Origin of the sequence: Aquitalea sp. USM4 (genome assembly GCF_004328945.1) — a bacterium.
Lineage (GTDB): Bacteria > Pseudomonadota > Gammaproteobacteria > Burkholderiales > Chromobacteriaceae > Aquitalea > Aquitalea pelogenes.
On the sequence record NZ_CP029539.1, the window covers coordinates 4,001,745 to 4,019,149 of the forward strand.

Here is a 17,405-nt window from a genome sequence, read left to right on the forward strand (position 1 = left end):
CTGTGCCGGGTTTCAGTCTTGCTGCCAAGGCAGCTTCCAGTAACGCCAGCCACCCACGTCACCACGCTGGTTCTGGCTGTCGAGGTCCCCTTCGAAACCTTCCAGCACGTTGTACACCTGGGTAAAGCCGGCCTTGGCAGCTGCCTCGGCCGCGGCGGCGGAACGCTTGCCACTGCGGCACAGCAGCACCACGATGCTGTCCTTGCCCCCGGCCTTGCTTTCCAGCTCGCGCAGGAAGCGCGGGTTCTTGATCAGCGCCGTACCGGTCTGCCAGGCCACATGCAGCGAGCCTGGTACCTGGCCGACGAATTTGCGCTCTTCGGCAGTACGTACATCCACCAGCGTGGCCACACCGGCATCCACCAGCGACCAGGCTTCCAGCGGGTAAAGCGCGCCGGTATAGGCAAGGCCGCTGTCTGCCGCACGCAGGCGGGCAATTTCCAGCAGCTCTTCGCTGGCACTGACTGCGTCGGTGGCACTGAGCTGATGGCCGCTAGGCCCGGCCTGGTTGGTATTCGGAGTGATGCTGGAGGTAGTGTTGGTGTGCAGTTGCGTCATCTTGGTCTCCCTGACTGGTGCCATCTGGCTTGCAGACCAATATACGCGGCAGCGTGCCGCTGATTAAGCAAGAAAAACTGCAGTGATTATGAAGAAAATGGATAACCATGCCGCTTTTATGGCATTTTCTGGCATAACAAAAAGAATCTTCGTGTTCTGAGCAGGCAGGTGCTTACAAAACGATTGAAAGCAGGTAATGCATGGCTTGAAAAACAAAAAACGGGATGGCCGTAGCCATCCCGTCCGGGGCAGTCAGATCGTGCGTTTCAGGCTTAGAACGCCGGAATCACCGCACCCTGGTACTTGGTTTCGATGAACTTCTTGGCTTCCGGGCTGTTCAGCGCAGCAGCCAGTTTCTTGATGGCGGCGCTGTTCTTGTTGTCCGGACGGGCTACCAGCAGGTTGGCATACGGCGAGGTGGTTTCGGTGAACAGGCCATCCTTCTTCGGGTTCAGCTTGGCTTCCAGCGCGTAGTTGGCGTTGATCAGCGCAACATCAACCTGGTTCAGCACGCGCGGCAGGGTAGCGGCTTCCAGTTCCTTGATCTTGATGCTCTTCGGGTTGGACACGATGTCCTTGGTGGTCGGGTAGATGTTCTTGCGGTCCTTCAGCTTGATCACACCGCCCTGATCCAGCAGCAGCAGCGCACGGCCGGCATTGGTCGGGTCATTCGGGATGGCCACGGTAGCACCCTGCGGCAGGTCAGCCACTTTCTTGTACTTGCTGGAGTAAGCAGCAAACGGCTCGATGTGTACCGGCTTGGAAGCCACCACCAGATGGGTGCCACGGTCCTTGTTGAACTTGTCCAGGTACGGAATGTGCTGGAAGAAGTTGGCATCCAGCTGCTTTTCTTCTACCTGGGTGTTAGGCAGCACGTAGTCGTTGAACACCTTTACTTGCAGATCCACACCTTGCTTGGCCAGGGTGGGCTTCAGGGCTTCCAGGATTTCAGCATGCGGGACTGGCGAAGCAGCAACAACCAGTTTTACATTTTCGGCGTGTACGGCCAGTGCGGCCACGCTCAGGCTCAGGGCTGCAAACAGCTTGGAAACGCGTTTCATCGTTTTTTTCTCCGGATCAATGGGCAAAGGGGCTCCATGCAGCCGGTCAAGTCCGGCTGCACAGGGATTCACAACAAAGGGAATACAGTAATGTGCTGGCGGCTGAATCAGCCGAAGCGACAGCGGCGCACCAGGGCGTCGCCTGCGGTTTGCAGGGCTTGTACCAGCACCAGCAGCAGGGCCACGGTGACGATCATCACCTCGGTCTGGAAGCGCTGATAGCCGTAGCGGATGGCCAGATCGCCCAGACCGCCGCCGCCGATCACACCGGACATGGCGGTATAACCCACCAGCGCCACGGCGGTGACGGTAGCCGCGCCAATCAGACCGGGCATGGCTTCGGGCAGCAGCACCTTGAACACGATCTGCGGCAGTTTGGCACCCATGGACTGGCTAGCTTCAATCACGCCGCGGTCGATTTCGCGCAGCACGTTTTCCACCAGGCGGCCAAAGAAGGGAATGGCCCCCACCACCAGCGGCACGATGGCACCGGCCACGCCGATGGAGGTACCCACCAGCAACAGGGTGAGCGGAATCAGCACAATCAGCAAAATGACAAACGGCAGCGAGCGCAGCACGTTCACCAGGAAAGACAGCACCGCATACAGACGCGGGCGGGCGCGCAGCTGGCCCGGTGCGCTGATGTACAGCAGTACGCCCAGCGGCAGGCCGAACACGATGGTAAACAGCAGGGACACGCCCAGCATGGTCAGGGTATCCAGGGTGGCGGTGCCGATTTCCGGCCAGTCCACCGTCAACAACAGGCTTGGGTCGAATCCGCTCATGCCAGCACCTCGCAACGTACACCCTCGCGGGCAAAAATCTCCGGCAGGGCCGGCAGTTCCACATGAGACGCCACCACGCCCACCAGCAACTGGCCGCAAGGCGTGTCACGGATTTCGCTCAAGGTGCCGCTGAGCAGGTTGACGCGCAGGCCGGTTTCGCGGCCCACCTTGTCCAGTACCGGGCTGAGCGTGGGTTCACCGACAAAGGTGAGCTTGAGCAGCGGCACGCCGATGCGCGCACGCCAGGCCTCCACCCGTTCGCCCTGACCAAAACCGGTTTCGGCTAGCAGGCTGCGGGTGACGGCATGCTGCGGTTGCAGGAACACGTCCAGCACGCTGCCCTTTTCCACCACCTTGCCGTGATCCATCACCGACACGTGATCGCACAGTTGGCGAATCACGCGCATGTCGTGGGTAATCAGCACGATGGTGAGATTGAGCTGACGGTTGATGTCGGCCAGCAGGGCCAGGATCGAATCCGTGGTTTCCGGGTCCAGTGCTGACGTTGCTTCGTCACACAGCAGCAGGTCCGGGTGATTGGCCAGTGCACGGGCAATGCCCACGCGCTGCTTTTGTCCGCCGGACAATTGCGACGGACGTTTTTCCTTGTGATCGGCCAGGCCCACCAGTTGCAGCAATTCGTCCACCCGCGCGTCCATTTGTGCCGGGGTCAAGCCACCGGCCAGCTCCAGCGGGAAGCGCACATTGCCGCCCACGGTGCGCGAGCGCAGCAGATTGAAATGCTGGAACACCATGCCAATGCGCTGGCGGCGCAGTTGCAGCTCGGCCTCCGGCAAGGCGGTGAGTTCCTGCTTGCCCAGTGTCACGGTGCCGCTATCCGGACGCTCCAGCAGGTTGAGGCAACGGATCAGGGTACTTTTACCGGCCCCCGAGCGGCCGATGATGCCGTAGATTTCTCCGGCAGCCACTTGCAGGCTGACATCGTCCAGTGCGGCGATGCGGCGGCCTTCATGGCTGAAATGCTTGCTGAGATTGCGTACTTCTATCATACCGTCTGCGTTCTATCCCCTGCCCTGATCGGGCAGAAAGCGGGTGAGCGACGGGGGATAACCCGTCAGGAGTGGCAAGTCTAGCGGCTGCAAGCACAAACCAAAAATAATAAAAATTTCGTTGTATATCGTTTTGGAGAATATTGGATACAGAAAACTGCATGCGCTCATCCTCCGCCGCACGCCAGCGCGCAGCCAGCTTGCGGCGGAAGACAGGTGTCAGATCAGGCCAGCGTGGCGATCGACACTTCAGTGGATTTGACGAAGGCCACCACCGGCGAACCTACTTTCAACTGCAATTCGCGCACCGAGCGGGTGGTGATCACCGAGGTGACAATGCCGGAGGCGGTTTCCACATCCACTTCGGACAAGACCGGTCCTTCGATGATTTCCTTGATCACGCCCTTGAACTGGTTGCGGACATTAATGGATTGAATGCTCATGATCGGTTTCCTGTGTGTTGGTGTTACAAGGCCCAGTGCAGCTGCGAGAAATGCAGCGACGCGAGCGGTGTTTCATTGATAAGCGGCGCATTAAAGGAAGGCCCTTGCAGCACGCGTTGCAGGATGTGCTGCTCCAACGCGACAAAGCGGCTATCGGCCGGGTCGCGGCTACGTGGCAGCTCCACCGGCAAATCCAGCGCCACCCGGCCCTCTTCCAGCAGCACCACACGGTCGGCCAGGGTCACGGCTTCGCTGACATCGTGCGTTACCAGCACCGTGGTGCAGCCATGCTGCTGCCACAAGCGCTCGATCAGGCCCTGCATTTCCAGCCGGGTGAGTGCATCCAGCGCGCCCAGCGGTTCGTCCAGCAACAGCAGCGAGGGCTGATGCACCAGCGCCCGCGCCAGTGCCACCCGCTGGCGCTGACCGCCGGACAGCCGGGCCGGCCATTCCTGCGCCCGGTCAGCCAGCCCTACTTCGGCCAAGGCCTGCTCGGCTTCGCCACGGCGGCTGGCCGGCAAGCCCAGTGCCACATTGTCCAGCACGCTCTTCCACGGCAGCAGGCGGGCTTCCTGGAACATCACCCGCACGCTTTGCCCGGCCGGCTGCTGCAACAGGCCGCCATCGGCCTGATCCAGCCCGGCCAGCAAACGCAGCAAGGTGCTCTTGCCGCAACCGGAGCGGCCGACAATGGCCAGGAACTGACCTTGCGGAATGTGCAGGTCCAGCGCGTCCAGCACCACGCGCTCGCCAAAGCGGCGGATAAGGCCTTGCAGCACAATGGGGCTGGCCGTCTTGAGGTCATCCAGTTTCATCATGTTCTCCTCAGGCTGCCTTGAAATAGGACGGATGCCAGCGCAACCAGCGTTTTTCCAGCGCGCGGGCGGCCACATCCACCACCTTGCCCAGTGCGGCATACAGCAGGATGGACAGCACCACGATGTCGGTTTGCAGGAATTCCCGCGCATTGGATGCCAGATAACCAATGCCGCTGGTGGCAGACAGGGTTTCCGCCACGATCAGGATGATCCAGGCAATGCCCAGTGCGTAGCGGATGCCCACCAGAATGGACGGCAAGGCACCGGGCAGCACCACCTGACGGAACAGGGCATTACCGCTCAGCCCGTAGCTGCGCGCCATTTCCAGCAGTTGCGGATCCAGCGAACGAATGCCGTGATAGGTGTTCAGGTAGACCGGGAACAGCACCCCGAAGGCCACCAGAAATACCTTGGCGGATTCATCAATACCGAACCACAAAATCACCAAGGGCAGGATGGCCAGCGGCGGGATATTGCGCAGCATCTGCAAGGTGGTATCAAACAATGCCTCGCCCAGCCGGGATACCCCGGCCAGCAGGCCGAATGCCAGACCAAGCCCGGCGCCGATGACAAAACCGCTGGCCACGCGGCCAAAACTGACCGCCAGATGACGGAACAGGTCGCCACTGCTGAGCAATTGCCAGAAGGCCACCAGCACTTCGGTGGGTGCGGGCAGAACCCGGTGGTTCAGCCAGCCGGCCACCGAGGCCAGCTGCCAGAACAGCAGCAACAGGATGGGCACCAGCCAGGGCAGCAAACGCTGCCACAGGCCTTGTGCCAATGCATGTGTACGTGACATGGGCATGCTCCTCAGGAGGCCGCCGCCTGGCGGATTTCATTGGGCAACAGCTGGTTGGCCATCACCTCGCCTGCCGGTTGCTGGCCGATACTGGCCTTGAGACGGTCCGGCAGATGCGGGAACAGCAGCTCGGCCACGCGGTAGGCTTCGTCCAGATGCGGGTAGCCGGAGAACACAAAGGTTTCGATACCTAGCTCAGCGTACTCCTGCATGCGTGCTGCCACGGTAGGGCCATCGCCCACCAGCGCCGTGCCTGCACCGCCACGCACCAGACCGATGCCCGCCCACAGATTGGGCGAGATTTCCAGCTTGTCACGGCTGCCACCATGCAGCGCAGCCATGCGGCGCTGGCCTTCCGAATCGGCCCGCGCCAGGGCTTTCTGCGCATTGGCAATGGTAGCGTCATCCAGACGGCTGATCAGCCGGTCGGCCGCAGCCCAGGCTTCTTCATTGGTTTCGCGCACGATGATGTGCAGGCGGATGCCAAAGCGCACCGTGCGGCCCAGTTTTGCGGCCCGCGCCCGCACATCGGCAATCTTCTTGGCCACTTCCGCTGGCGGCTCGCCCCAGCTGAGGTAGACATCCACATGCTCGGCCGCCAGATCATGCGCGGCATCGGACGAGCCGCCAAAGTACAGTGGCGGATAAGGTTTGCTCACCGGCGGATACAGCAACTGGGCATCGCTCACCTTGATATGCTTGCCGTCCAGATTCACCTTGTCACCGGCCAGCACACCTTTCCAGATATGCAGGAATTCGCTGGCGGCTTCGTAGCGCTCGTCGTGGCTGAGCCAGCTGCCATCACCGGCCAGCTCCACCGGGTCGCCCCCGGCCACCACATTCACCAGCAAGCGGCCTTGCGACAGGCGGTCAAAGCTGGAGGCCATGCGCGCCGCCACCGTGGGCGACATGATGCCGGGGCGCACTGCCACCAGGAATTTCAGCTTGCGGGTGGACGGAATCAGCGTGGCGGCGGTCACCCACGGGTCTTCGCAAGAACGGCCGGTGGGAATCAGCGCGCCATCAAAACCCAGGCTGTCTGCCGCGCGGGCAATCTGGGTGAGGTAGTCCAGGTCCACGGTGCGTGCCCCTTCCGGGCTACCCAGATAACGTCCGTCACCATGAGTGGGGAAAAACCAGAAAATCTGCATGTCCATTATTCCTGTCTTGTTCTTTGCTTGTTATTGAATTGCGCTCAGGGCTTCCACACCGCGTCCTGCACCTTGATGGCCTTGGGAATCAGGCCCAGTGCATGGAAGGTATCGGCCACTTCCTGTTGCTGCTGGATGGTTTTGGCGTTGACATAGCTGACGCTGTAGTCCGGATGACGGCTGAGCATGGCGGCATAGGTTTCCGCTTCCAGCCCGGTGTAGCCGGACAGGGTTTTGGCGACTTGCTGCACATCGCCACGCAGCTGTTTGTTGTTGTCGGTCAGCGCCTTGAACACGATGGCAATCACCTTGGGGTTGGCCTGGGCAAAGTCACGTGCCGCCAGATAGAAGGTGTTGTTGGCGCTCAGGCCCTTGCCGGTGGACAGCACCCGCACACCACCGGCGCGGGTGGCCGCGGCGTAGTACGGGTCCCAGATGCTCCAGGCATCCACGCTGCCACGCTCGAAGGCGGCACGCGCCTCGGACGGTGTCAGGTAAACCGGGGTGATGTCGCTGTACTGCAGCCCGGCCTTTTTCAGTGCTGCCACCGTCAGGTAGTGCGCACTGGAGCCCTTGGTAAAGGCCACACGCTTGCCCTTGAGATCGGCCAGCTTCTTGATGGGCGATCCGGCGGGCAGCAGGATGGCGGAGGATTCCGGCTTGGAAGGTTCCTGGCCGATATACACGATATTGGCCCCGGCAGCCTGGGCGAATACCGGCGGCGAATCGCCGGTCATGCCGATGCTGACACTGCCGGCATTCATGGCTTCCAGAATCGGTGGGCCAGCCTGGAACTCATACCATTTCACCGTCACGCCCAGCGGTGCCAGCTGCTTTTCCAGCGTGCCTTGCGCCTTGAGTGACACCAGATTGATGGCGCTTTTCTGGTAGCCCACGTTCAGGTCCAGCGCGTGGGCTGCCAGCGACCAGCCCGCCAGCACGGCAAGGCCCAGCGTTTTTTTCAGGAGGGATAGCGTCATGATGAAGTCCGGAATTACAGGCTGATCAGCCGGGAAATGAAATCGTTGGCATAGCGCGGGGCATGCGGGGCCGGGGCATTCACCCCCAGCAGGGCGGCAAACTCATGCACGGCAGTTTGCAGGCGCTGTTCCAGCTCCTCGGCCAGTTCGGCCTCGCCATTGGCATTGGCACCAATCTGCGACTCCACCGCATACACGCCCTGGTGGATGGCGCTGGCCTTGAGCGCCGCCAGTACCGGCTTGATGGAGTAATCCACCGCCAGCAAATGGCCGGGGCTGCCGCCGCTTACCAGCGGCAACACCGGCTTGCCGGCGAGGCCGCCTTCCGGAATCAGATCCAGCAGCACCTTGAGCGCACCGGCATAAGCCGCCTTGTACACCGGGGTGGCGATGATCAGCCCGCTGGCCGCGCTTACCCGCTGCTGGAATTCCTGGATTTGCGGATGGGAAAACTGGCCATGCAATAGTGCATCGGCCGGAAAGTCGTGAATGCTGATGGTTTGCAGCTCGATATCCAGTGCAGTCAGCGCAACGCGGCTGCGCTCGATCAGGCGCGCTGTGCGCGAGGTTTTACTGGGGCTGCCGAGAATGGCGAGAACGGTCATGGGTGGGTTTTCCGCAGTGCGTCATGGCAATGGACTGCACCTTAGCAGAGCTGTTTTATATCCATAAGCAAGAAAAATCGAACTTGTTATCAGAAATAATGCTTATGAAAACAACTGATCTCCCGTACGCAAAGGCGAAACGACACTAGCAACACGCTGCGCAGAACTGCTGAGCTGACTACCCAAATCAGCCCGCTGCTTGCAAAATGGCGGCCTGTCATCCGGAACCAGCACCATGAGCCAGCATCTCCTGATCATTGATCCGCAAAACGACTTTTGTGACCTGCCCGCCTCCGCCTTGCCGGTCACGGGTGCCTGCCGCGACATGGAACGGCTTGCCAGGCTGATTGAACAGCATGGCCCGGTACTGGATGCCATCACCGTCACCCTGGACAGCCACCACCGCTATGACATCGCTCACCCGGCTTTCTGGCGCGGCCCGGCTGGTGAACAGCCCTTGCTCTGTCCCATCACCCTGGCCAATGTGGATGCCGGACGCTGGCTTCCGGCCGACCCTGCCCTGCTGCCTGCCGTGCGTCACTACCTGCAGCACTGCACGCTGTTTGTATGGCCGCCGCACTGCCTGACTGGCAGTTGGGGACACAATATTCACGACGGCCTCAACCAGGCACTACAGCAATGGGAATGCCAGCGCCTGCGCCCGGTGCAGTACCTGTTCAAGGGACTGAACCCGCTGACCGAGCATTTCTCGGCCTTCGAGGCCGACCTGCCACTGGAAGATGACCCGGATACCCGCTTCCAGCCGCAACAAGTGGCTGCACTGGTGGCTGCACAGCGGGTTATCGTGGCTGGCGAGGCGCTGTCCCACTGTGTGGCCAGCTCGGTACGCAGCCTGCTGCGCCATCTGGGAAAAGACTTTGCCCGCAAGCTGGTGCTGCTGTCCGACTGCAGCAGTCCCGTGCCGGGATTCGAGGCACAGGCGGACGGCTTTGTCGCGGAAATCCGCCAATTGGGTGCGCAGATTGTCCCCAGCACCACCCTGTTCGACTAGCCGGCAATACCAGAAAAAAGGGCGTGCCCACAGGCACGCCCTTTACATACACATCAACCGCGTGCCGCAGCACGCCAGTACGTCAATCAGTCACGCTTCACCGTCGCCAATGCAGGCTGGTGATGACGGCCGAGATTGAACATCTTGTACACCACGGACACCGCCAGCAACAGGCCGGTACCGACAAACAGCGATACGCGGGTATCCGGGTTCACCAGCATGCCGAACAGCACGCACACCAGGAAGGCAATGGTCAGCCAGTTGGTGAAGGGGAACAGGATGGACTTGAACGGGTGGCTGTGCATTTTCTCGCTGTGCGCCAGGCGGAAACGGGCCTGACATACCAGCACCACAAACCAGGGCACCATGCCCGGCAGCACACTGGCACTGTACACATACACGAACACGCGTTCCGGATTCGGGATGATGTAGTTGAGCGCCGAACCCAGGCCGATGCAGGCAATGGTCACCCAGATGGCGTTGACCGGCACCCCGCCCTTGGACACCTTGCCCAGGAAAGACGGCAGCTGCTTGTTCTGCGCCAGGGTATACAGCATGCGGCCACAGCTGTAGATGCCGCTATTGCAGCCGGACAGCGCGGCAGTCAGCACCACGAAGTTGATGACACCCGCTGCAGCAGCAATGCCCACCTTGGCAAAGGTCAGCACGAAGGGGCTGCCGCTGGTGCCGATCTGGTTCCACGGATAAATGGCCACGATCACGAAGATGGCACCGACATAGAAAATCAGGATGCGCCAGATGATGTTGTTGATGGCACGCTTGAGGGTGACTTGCGGGTCCTTGGCCTCACCAGCGGTAATGCCGACCAGTTCCACACCCTGATAAGCGGCCACCACCAGACAGAGCGCAAACAAAAAGCCCTTGGCCCCACCGGCAAAGAAGCCGTCATGCGCGGTGAGGTTACCAAAGCCGACTGCCGGCATGTCACCACCACCCACCAGGATCAGCTTCAGGCCCACCAGAATCATCACCACGATGGTGGAAATCTTGATCAGGCCGAACCAGAACTCGAACTCGCCGTACAAACGCACCGCCAGCAGGTTGGAGGCGGCCAGGATGGCGACAAAGGCAATGGCCGGCACCCACTGCGGCACGGTGGGGAACCAGTACTGCACATACACCCCTGCGGCGGTGATTTCCGAAATGCCCACGGCAATCCACATCAGCCAGTAAGCCCAGGCGGTGAGGTAGCCCCAGTAAGGGCTGAGGTATTTGTAAGCATAATGGGCAAAGGAGCCTGCCACCGGTTCGGTATGCAGCATCTCGCCCATGGTGCGCATGATGAAGAAAATGAAGACCCCGGCAATGGCATACGCCAGCAAGACCGAAGGCCCCGTCCATTTCAGCGTGCTGGCCGAGCCCATGAACAGACCGACACCGATTGTCCCGCCAAGGGCAATCAGTTCGATATGTCGTGCCTCAAGCCCGCGCTGCAGCTTTTTGTCACTCTGATTTTCTGACACGATTTTTATTCCCGTTGGTTTCACATATTTATCGAATATCCAATCCTGACGCTTATTCTGACAAACGCGGATTGCTTATTCTTTGATCTGACTACGGGACAATGCTAAACCCTTCATTTCGCTGTCGCAATAAAGGGAATTCCCTTGAAAACAAGGGAAAATTTGCAATTCGGAAATCCGAACAACAAAAACGGTATTTATTCGGTTATTCGAATACCAATTCGCAACAAACAAACAATTAATATCAGCCAAATGATTAATCATGTCGCAAATGCATAAATAAGCTCACCAACAAAATTTACATGTCACCAGACAAACTGGCCGCTTGCACAGTGGCATTCCTGCCCTGCTCCACCTCACGCCCTGCTTGCCATGACAGCTCCCGCAGCGGCCTTTGCGATGCTGCGCCACAGCAAGGTGGTCTGGCTTTGCGAGTTATTACTTTCAATACGCATTTTCGTTACCCATAATGGATAATTGCTCGCAACCCCAGGCAGGGCGGACCCGACGTATGGAAAAACTGCTCGCGGATTTACTGCAAACCTCTCCCATTGGCATTGCGGTGCTGGACAGCCAGCTGCGCTATGTCCACATCAACCGCCAGCTGGCCGATTCCAATGGCCTTAGCCCGGAAGCGCATATCGGCCGCACCCCGCGTGATGTGCTGCCCGATGTCGGCCCCGGGCTGGAAGACATCATGCGCACGGTGATGGCCAGCGGCCTTGCCGAGTGCAATTTCGAAGCCAGCGCCGAAATCCCCCCCGGTTCGGGCTGCATCACCTACTGGAATGCCAGCTACCACCCGCGCTTTGACAAGCAAGGCGAGCCTTGCGGCATCATTGCCATGGTGGAGGATGTCTCGCTGAAAAAGCGGGCCGAACTGGCCATCCGTGCCAGCAACGAGCGCATCCGCAAGGTGCTGGATGCCTTGTTCACCTTTGTCGGGGTACTGAGTACCGATGGCGTACTGGAGGAAGCCAACCGTGCGCCGCTGGAACAGGCAGGGCTGGAACTGGCCGACGTACAGGGCAAACTGTTCTGGGAGTGTTACTGGTGGAACCACGACCCTTTGGTGCAAAGCGAGCTGCAACAGGCCATTGCCCGTGCTGCCGGAGGCGAAACCGTGCGCTACGACGTGGTGGTGCGCATGAAAAACGACAGCCGCATGGTCATCGACTTCATGCTGCGCCCCTTGCAGGATGAAAACGGCGTCATCAGCAACTTGATTGCCTCCGGCATCGACATTACCGCGCGCAAGCAAAACGAACTGGCGCTGCAAATCAGTGAAACCTATTTCCGTGAGGTGGTGGAATCCACACCGGACGGACTGATGATGGTGGATCAGCACGGCGTCATCCGCCTGATCAACACCCGCATGGAGCAGCTGTTCGGTTACAGCCGGCGCGAGCTGGTGGGGGAACAACTGTCCAGCCTGCTGCCGGCAGATTTTCGCGCCACTCACAACAGCTATGTCACGCAGTTCTTTACCGCGCCAATGGCGCGGGGCATGGCCAATCGCAAACCCCTGTTTGCCCAGCGGCGCGACGGCTCGCAGTTTCCCTGTGAAATCGGCCTCAACCCGATGCGGGTGGGCGATGAAGTACTGACGCTGGCCTGCATTTCCGACGTTTCCGAGCGCTACTATGCCAAGCTGGAACTGGAAAAGGCGCTGCAGGAAAAAACCGTGCTGCTGGGCGAAGTGCATCACCGGGTGAAGAATAATCTGCAGGTGATTTCCAGCCTGCTGAACCTGCAAGCACGTACCGCCACCCCGGATGCCAACAAGGCCTTGCTGGACAGCCAGAACCATGTGCGATCGATGGCGCTGATTCACCAATTGCTGTACGAGCGCAATGATTTTTCCCGGATTCCGATGTCGGTCTACATAGAAAGGCTCACCCATCTGCTGCGCGACGTCAGCACCGGCTACGGCAACCATATTGCCTTCGTGTTCGAGCGCACCGGCCCCGAGGCCTTTCTGGAGCTGCAAAACAGCATTCCCTTTGGCCTGATCCTCAATGAAATCGTGGTCAATGCCTGCAAGCACGCCTTCACGCCTGGCCTGCCCGGTCAGGTGAAAATCCACATGAATACCGAACAGCAGGTACAGCTGCAGATTCGTGACAACGGGCGCGGCTGCCCGCCCGGTGTGTCGCTGGGGCATGCCAACACGCTTGGCTTTCAGTTATTGCCCATGCTGACCGAACAACTGAAAGCCACATTGACACTGGAAACCGCACCGGATCAAGGCTGCTGTTTCACCTTGACCATTCCAGACCTTATCCGGGAGTAGATGCATGGCTTACCGCATCCAGATTGTCGAAGACGAACGCATTGTCGCGCTGGACCTGAAAATGGCGCTGCAAAGCCTGGGCTTTGATGTGGTCGCCAGTTGCGCGTCCGGTGAGGAAGCCATCGCACGTGCCGGGGAGCTCAAGCCCGACCTCATCCTGATGGACATTCATCTGGAAGGAAACATGCCGGGTACCGAAGCCGCGCTCATCATCCGCCAGACGCTGGACATCCCGGTGATTTACCTGACAGCCTTTGCCGAGGAAAACATCCTGCAGCAGGCAGAAAAAAGTGCGCCCTATGGCTATCTGCTCAAGCCCTTCGAGCTGCGCGAGCTCAATGCCACCATCCGCATGGCGCTGGCCTGCCGCATGGCCGAGATAGAAGTCCACAAACAGCAAAGACTGCTGATGCTGGCAGTAGAAACCGCCCAGCTGGGCATCTGGGAATGGGACCAGCAACAATCGCTGTTCACCGGCCAGGGCTACTTCGGCAAGATTACCGGCCTGGACATGGCACCGCGCCAGGAAAAAGTGCCGCCCTTCCTGCGCCTGCTGGAACATGCCGACCAAAGCCGGCTGAACCAGCTGCTGAAAGACCGTGGCAGGGTGGACATGATCACCACCATCACCCCGGACGATGGCGATTCGGTATGGGTGGAAATGTCGGTGCAGGAATACGAGCCGCAATGGCAGGAAAGCGCCAAGCAGATTGGCGTGCTGCGTGACATTACCGAACGCATCAAGTCCGAACAGCTATTGCAACAGGCCGGTGCGGTATTCCAGTCCACCGCCGAAGGCATTGTGGTGGTGGACAGCGACCGGCTGGTGAAGTCGGCCAACCCGGCTTTTCTGCGCCTGACCGGCTTCAGCCTGATGGAAATCCTGGGGCAGGACATCGACGAGGTATTGCATGTCAAAAAGCACACGCCGGACTTCTACCAGGGGCTGAGCCAGCTGGGCGAAGCAGGCTGGCATGGCGAGGTGATGTGCCGCCGCAAGAATGGCGAAACCTTTCCCGCCTGGGAGCATATCTGCCTGGTGTCCTACGACCTGGAGCTGCCCGCCCATTACATCATCGGCTGTACTGATGTCAGCTCCATCAAGAAGGCCGAGATCGAACTGAACCGCATGGCATTTCATGACGCCCTCACCGACCTTGGCAATCGTCACCTGCTGAACGAACAACTGGCCATCGAGCTGACGCGCGCCGCCGGGGATGGCAGCCAGATGGGACTGGTGTTCATCGACCTTGATGGCTTCAAGCTGATCAACGACGGCCTGGGCCATGCCACCGGCGACCAGCTGCTGAAGGTGGTGGCACAACGCATCCGCGAGACCATCCGCCGGGCGGACATCCCGGTGCGTTTTGGCGGCGATGAGTTCTTCATCATCTGCCCGCACAGCAGCGAGCAGGACTGCACCAGCATGGCCGGCCGCCTGCTTGAAAAACTGGAACAACCCATGCCGGCGGGCAAGGACAATATCGTGGTTACCGCCAGCATCGGCATTGCCCTGTATCCGCAACATGGCAGCAGTGCCGAAAAACTGCTCAGTGCCGCCGACAGCGCCATGTATCAGGCCAAGCTGGCCGGCAAGCGGCGCTACTGCACCTTCAATGAATCCATGGCGGAAAAAGTGCACGAACGACTGCGGCTGGAACAACGCCTGCGCCAGGCAGTGAAACAGCGCAGCTTCACCCTGCACTACCAGCCCTTGATCCGGGTGGAGGATGCCAGCCTGATCGGCTTTGAAGCCCTGCTACGCTGGCAGGATGAAGGGGTGAACATTCCGCCCGATCTGTTCATTCCGGTGGCGGAAGAATGCGGGCTGATCCAGGAGCTGGGCAGCTGGGTGCTGCAACAGGCCTGCATTGAAGCGCAGCGCTGGAATGAGCGCTTTCACTACCCGCTGAAAGTGGCGGTGAATGTATCGGTGATGCAGTTTGTCGAATCAGACTTCCTGGAGGGTGTGGCCCGCGAGCTGCAACACAGCGGCCTGCAGCCGCACTTGCTGGAACTGGAAATCACCGAGAGCGTGTTGCAGTCGCTGGAAAACAGCAAGCGCATTCTCAAGGACCTCAAGCGCATTGGTGTATCGGTGGCGATTGACGACTTTGGCACCGGCTACTCCTCCATGGCAGTACTGAAAGACCTGGCGGTGGACCGGCTGAAGATCGACCGCTCCTTCATTTGCAATACACCGGCACAAACGCAGGATGCCGCCGTATGCAAGGCCATCATCATGCTGGCACGCAGCCTGATGCTGGGCATCACCGCCGAAGGGGTGGAAGAAGTCGCCCAGGTGGATTTTCTGCGCGACAACGGCTGCGACACCATTCAGGGCTATTACTACTCCAAGCCACTGGATGCCGCAGCGCTGGAACGCTACCTGCAACAGGCTTTCAGCGCCGGGCAGGCCAGCACGGCCAAGCCCGACAGCTGACACCTCCCAGGCACTTTACGCGGCAGCCATTCCATTCAATCCCGATCTCCCTGCCCTTACCCTGCCATTTGAATAAGGCAGCTTCGCTTTCATTTCAGCAAGTGAGAAGGGTTTGTCAAAAATGAAGGCTGGCGCTTGCAAGCCGTTTTCCATGGCGATGTCAATTGATGTAAATACCGGTAAAGCAGCTCAAGCAAGCCGGAATTTCACCGATAGTTCTTATAAATGCAATAAGGAATCCAACCATGTTTCTGGGCGCAGTCGGTTCATTCATCAGCACTTCGGGCGGGGCCCTGCTCAAGGCAGGCTCCTCCGTGGTGACCGAAGCGGCCTCCATTGTCGAAGCGCACCCGCTGCTGGCGGGCGTGGCGCTGGGGGTGGGCATTTACGAATACGCCACCAGCAATCCCAGCCATCTGGGTAATACGGTGGATACCAGGGCCTGAGCGCGTCGCACAAAAAAATACGGAGGAGCCAGGCTCCCCCGTCAAACACTGACTGAGTCAGTTTCGGATTGCTACAGAGAAAAACCTACTGCGCAGCAGTAGCCGCGATAGCCGCGCGCAGTCCCAACAGATAGCTTTCGGTGCCAAAGCCGCAGATCTGCCCCTTGGCTATGTCGGCAAACACCGACTGGTGGCGGAATGGCTCGCGGGCGTGGATGTTGGACATATGGATTTCCACGATGGGCACGGTGAGAATGGCCAGCGCATCGCGAATGCCATAGCTGTAGTGGGTCCAGGCTCCGGCGTTGATCAGCACCGCATCCACACCATCGGCATAGGCCTGATGGATGCGCTCGCACATTTCCCCTTCGTGATTGGTCTGGAAGCTTTCCACTTCCACACCCAGCTCACGGCCCAGCGCCTGCAGACGCGCGTCAATTTCGGCCAGTGTCACCGTGCCGTACTGCTTCGGGTCCCGCTTGCCGAACATATTGTGGTTGATGCCGTGCAGCATCAGCATTTTCTTCATGATGCCAACCCTCAGTAGTTCAGCGTGGCCACGGCACGCAGTTCTTCCGGCGTGGCGCTGCCAAAGCCGAAGAACTCGAGATAAGCCGGAATCATTTCAAACAGCATGTCGGTGCCCAGCTGGATCTGACAGCCCTTGGCCAGTGCCGCCGCCAGCAGCGGGGTGATTTCCTTTTTCATCACCACTTCGCCAACAAAGGTGTCCGGGCTGACGCGGTCCATGTCAAAGGGCAGAGGGTCGTCGTCCTTCATGCCCAGCGGGGTGGCGTTGACGATCAGCTCGAACCCGGCCGGGTCGTTGCTGCCGACGGTAACAATCAGCTGCGGATAATGCTGACGCAAGCGTCCGGCCAGTGCTTCAGACGAAGCGGTATTGCTGTCGAACAAGGCCATTTCGGCCACACCGGCAGCCGCCAGCGAAGCGGCAATGGCACAGCCTACGCCACCATTGCCGGATACCAGCACCTTGCGGCCCTTGAGCGCAAAGCCCTTGCGCTCCACGCCACGCACAAAGCCGGCACCGTCAAACTGGTCGCCCAGCAGCGTGCCGTCCGGGCGTACCAGGATGGCATTGCAGGCACCGGCAATGGCGGCGGTGGGGGTGATTTCGTCCATCAGGCCCAGGGTGGTGACCTTGTGCGGCATGGTGACCAGTGCGCCGCGCAGATTGGTGAACTTGCGGATGCTGGCGATCGCCGCCACATAGTCTTCCGGCTTGACGCCGATGGGCATCACCACGGCATCAATACCCTTGCTGTCAAACCAGGGGTTGTAAATCATCGGAGCCTTGAAGCTCTCGGTGGGATAACCCAGATGGGCAATCAGCGTTGTCTTGCCACTAATCACACATGTCTCCAATCGTTTTGCTATCGTGATGCGCGTGCATCCGGCGGGATCAAACCGTCCCGTGACATGGCTGCATCATGGGCTGTTTGGCCGGGGCATCCAACAGCAAAATCGCTCTAACTGATATAGCAAAATCAGATGTT

The 17,405-nt window shown here is 59.8% G+C and carries 17 protein-coding genes and 1 pseudogene; 4 read left to right on the forward strand and 14 right to left on the reverse strand.

The annotated features are described in order from the left end of the window. Positions 1 to 12 precede the first annotated feature (12 nt). From DKK66_RS18355 to ssuE, 11 genes and pseudogenes are all read right to left on the reverse strand, one after another. Positions 13 to 558 carry a rhodanese-like domain-containing protein gene (locus DKK66_RS18355; RefSeq protein ID WP_131360357.1) on the reverse strand — a complete coding sequence of 182 codons (546 nt, stop codon included), beginning with the start codon at positions 556 to 558 and terminating at the stop codon, positions 13 to 15. 272 nt (positions 559 to 830) lie between these two features. Beyond that, positions 831 to 1,619: a MetQ/NlpA family ABC transporter substrate-binding protein gene (locus DKK66_RS18360; RefSeq protein WP_131360359.1), complete on the reverse strand. Its 789-nt coding sequence runs from the start codon at positions 1,617 to 1,619 to the stop codon at positions 831 to 833. Positions 1,620 to 1,726: 107 nt separating this feature from the next. After that, a complete protein-coding gene (locus DKK66_RS18365; RefSeq protein ID WP_045844950.1) occupies positions 1,727 to 2,404 on the reverse strand; it encodes a methionine ABC transporter permease in 678 nt (225 codons plus the stop codon). Then, entirely contained in the window at positions 2,401 to 2,658 is a 258-nt protein-coding gene (locus DKK66_RS20745; protein ID WP_370303012.1) for an NIL domain-containing protein, read from the reverse strand. The genes DKK66_RS18365 and DKK66_RS20745 overlap by 4 nt, the downstream gene beginning before the upstream one ends. Positions 2,659 to 2,682: 24 nt before the next feature. Continuing rightward, positions 2,683 to 3,414, reverse strand: a pseudogene (locus DKK66_RS18370) (methionine ABC transporter ATP-binding protein); the annotation flags it as partial. 224 nt (positions 3,415 to 3,638) lie between these two features. Beyond that, positions 3,639 to 3,857, reverse strand: a complete 219-nt coding sequence (locus DKK66_RS18375; protein WP_045844948.1) for a molybdopterin-binding protein — start codon at positions 3,855 to 3,857, stop codon at positions 3,639 to 3,641. 23 nt (positions 3,858 to 3,880) lie between these two features. Beyond that, entirely contained in the window at positions 3,881 to 4,675 is a 795-nt protein-coding gene (locus DKK66_RS18380; RefSeq protein ID WP_062789153.1) for an ATP-binding cassette domain-containing protein, read from the reverse strand. A 7-nt stretch (positions 4,676 to 4,682) separates the two neighbouring features. Then, entirely contained in the window at positions 4,683 to 5,474 is a 792-nt protein-coding gene (gene ssuC / locus DKK66_RS18385; RefSeq protein WP_045845041.1) for an aliphatic sulfonate ABC transporter permease SsuC, read from the reverse strand. A gap of 11 nt (positions 5,475 to 5,485) precedes the next feature. Continuing rightward, entirely contained in the window at positions 5,486 to 6,625 is a 1,140-nt protein-coding gene (ssuD, locus tag DKK66_RS18390; protein ID WP_207389814.1) for an FMNH2-dependent alkanesulfonate monooxygenase, read from the reverse strand. Between the two features lie 44 nt (positions 6,626 to 6,669). Next, complete coding sequence (locus DKK66_RS18395; RefSeq protein ID WP_131360365.1) at positions 6,670 to 7,605, reverse strand: sulfonate ABC transporter substrate-binding protein; 936 nt, start codon at positions 7,603 to 7,605, stop codon at positions 6,670 to 6,672. A gap of 14 nt (positions 7,606 to 7,619) precedes the next feature. Continuing rightward, on the reverse strand, positions 7,620 to 8,210 hold the full coding sequence (ssuE, locus tag DKK66_RS18400) for an NADPH-dependent FMN reductase (RefSeq protein WP_131360367.1): 591 nt from the start codon (positions 8,208 to 8,210) through the stop codon (positions 7,620 to 7,622). Positions 8,211 to 8,445: 235 nt separating this feature from the next. Between ssuE and DKK66_RS18405 the strand changes: the two genes are divergently transcribed. After that, positions 8,446 to 9,222: an isochorismatase family protein gene (locus DKK66_RS18405; RefSeq protein WP_131360369.1), complete on the forward strand. Its 777-nt coding sequence runs from the start codon at positions 8,446 to 8,448 to the stop codon at positions 9,220 to 9,222. 86 nt (positions 9,223 to 9,308) lie between these two features. Here DKK66_RS18405 and DKK66_RS18410 read toward each other — a convergent pair whose 3' ends face one another. Next, positions 9,309 to 10,706 (reverse strand): amino acid permease, encoded by a 1,398-nt coding sequence (locus tag DKK66_RS18410; RefSeq protein ID WP_131360371.1) that lies wholly within the window; start codon positions 10,704 to 10,706, stop codon positions 9,309 to 9,311. 511 nt (positions 10,707 to 11,217) lie between these two features. On the opposite strand from DKK66_RS18410, the gene DKK66_RS18415 reads away from it, so the two are divergent. From DKK66_RS18415 to DKK66_RS18425, 3 genes are all read left to right on the forward strand, one after another. Beyond that, on the forward strand, positions 11,218 to 12,999 hold the full coding sequence (locus tag DKK66_RS18415) for a PAS domain S-box protein (RefSeq protein ID WP_165494227.1): 1,782 nt from the start codon (positions 11,218 to 11,220) through the stop codon (positions 12,997 to 12,999). A 4-nt stretch (positions 13,000 to 13,003) separates the two neighbouring features. Continuing rightward, complete coding sequence (locus tag DKK66_RS18420; RefSeq protein WP_131360375.1) at positions 13,004 to 15,442, forward strand: EAL domain-containing protein; 2,439 nt, start codon at positions 13,004 to 13,006, stop codon at positions 15,440 to 15,442. A gap of 245 nt (positions 15,443 to 15,687) precedes the next feature. Continuing rightward, positions 15,688 to 15,888, forward strand: coding sequence for a hypothetical protein (locus DKK66_RS18425; RefSeq protein WP_131360377.1), 201 nt, complete (start codon positions 15,688 to 15,690; stop codon positions 15,886 to 15,888). Positions 15,889 to 15,973: 85 nt separating this feature from the next. Here DKK66_RS18425 and aroQ read toward each other — a convergent pair whose 3' ends face one another. Next, positions 15,974 to 16,417: a type II 3-dehydroquinate dehydratase gene (gene aroQ / locus DKK66_RS18430; protein WP_062789145.1), complete on the reverse strand. Its 444-nt coding sequence runs from the start codon at positions 16,415 to 16,417 to the stop codon at positions 15,974 to 15,976. 11 nt (positions 16,418 to 16,428) lie between these two features. After that, complete coding sequence (locus DKK66_RS18435) at positions 16,429 to 17,262, reverse strand: shikimate dehydrogenase (RefSeq protein WP_131360379.1); 834 nt, start codon at positions 17,260 to 17,262, stop codon at positions 16,429 to 16,431. Positions 17,263 to 17,405 lie beyond the last annotated feature (143 nt).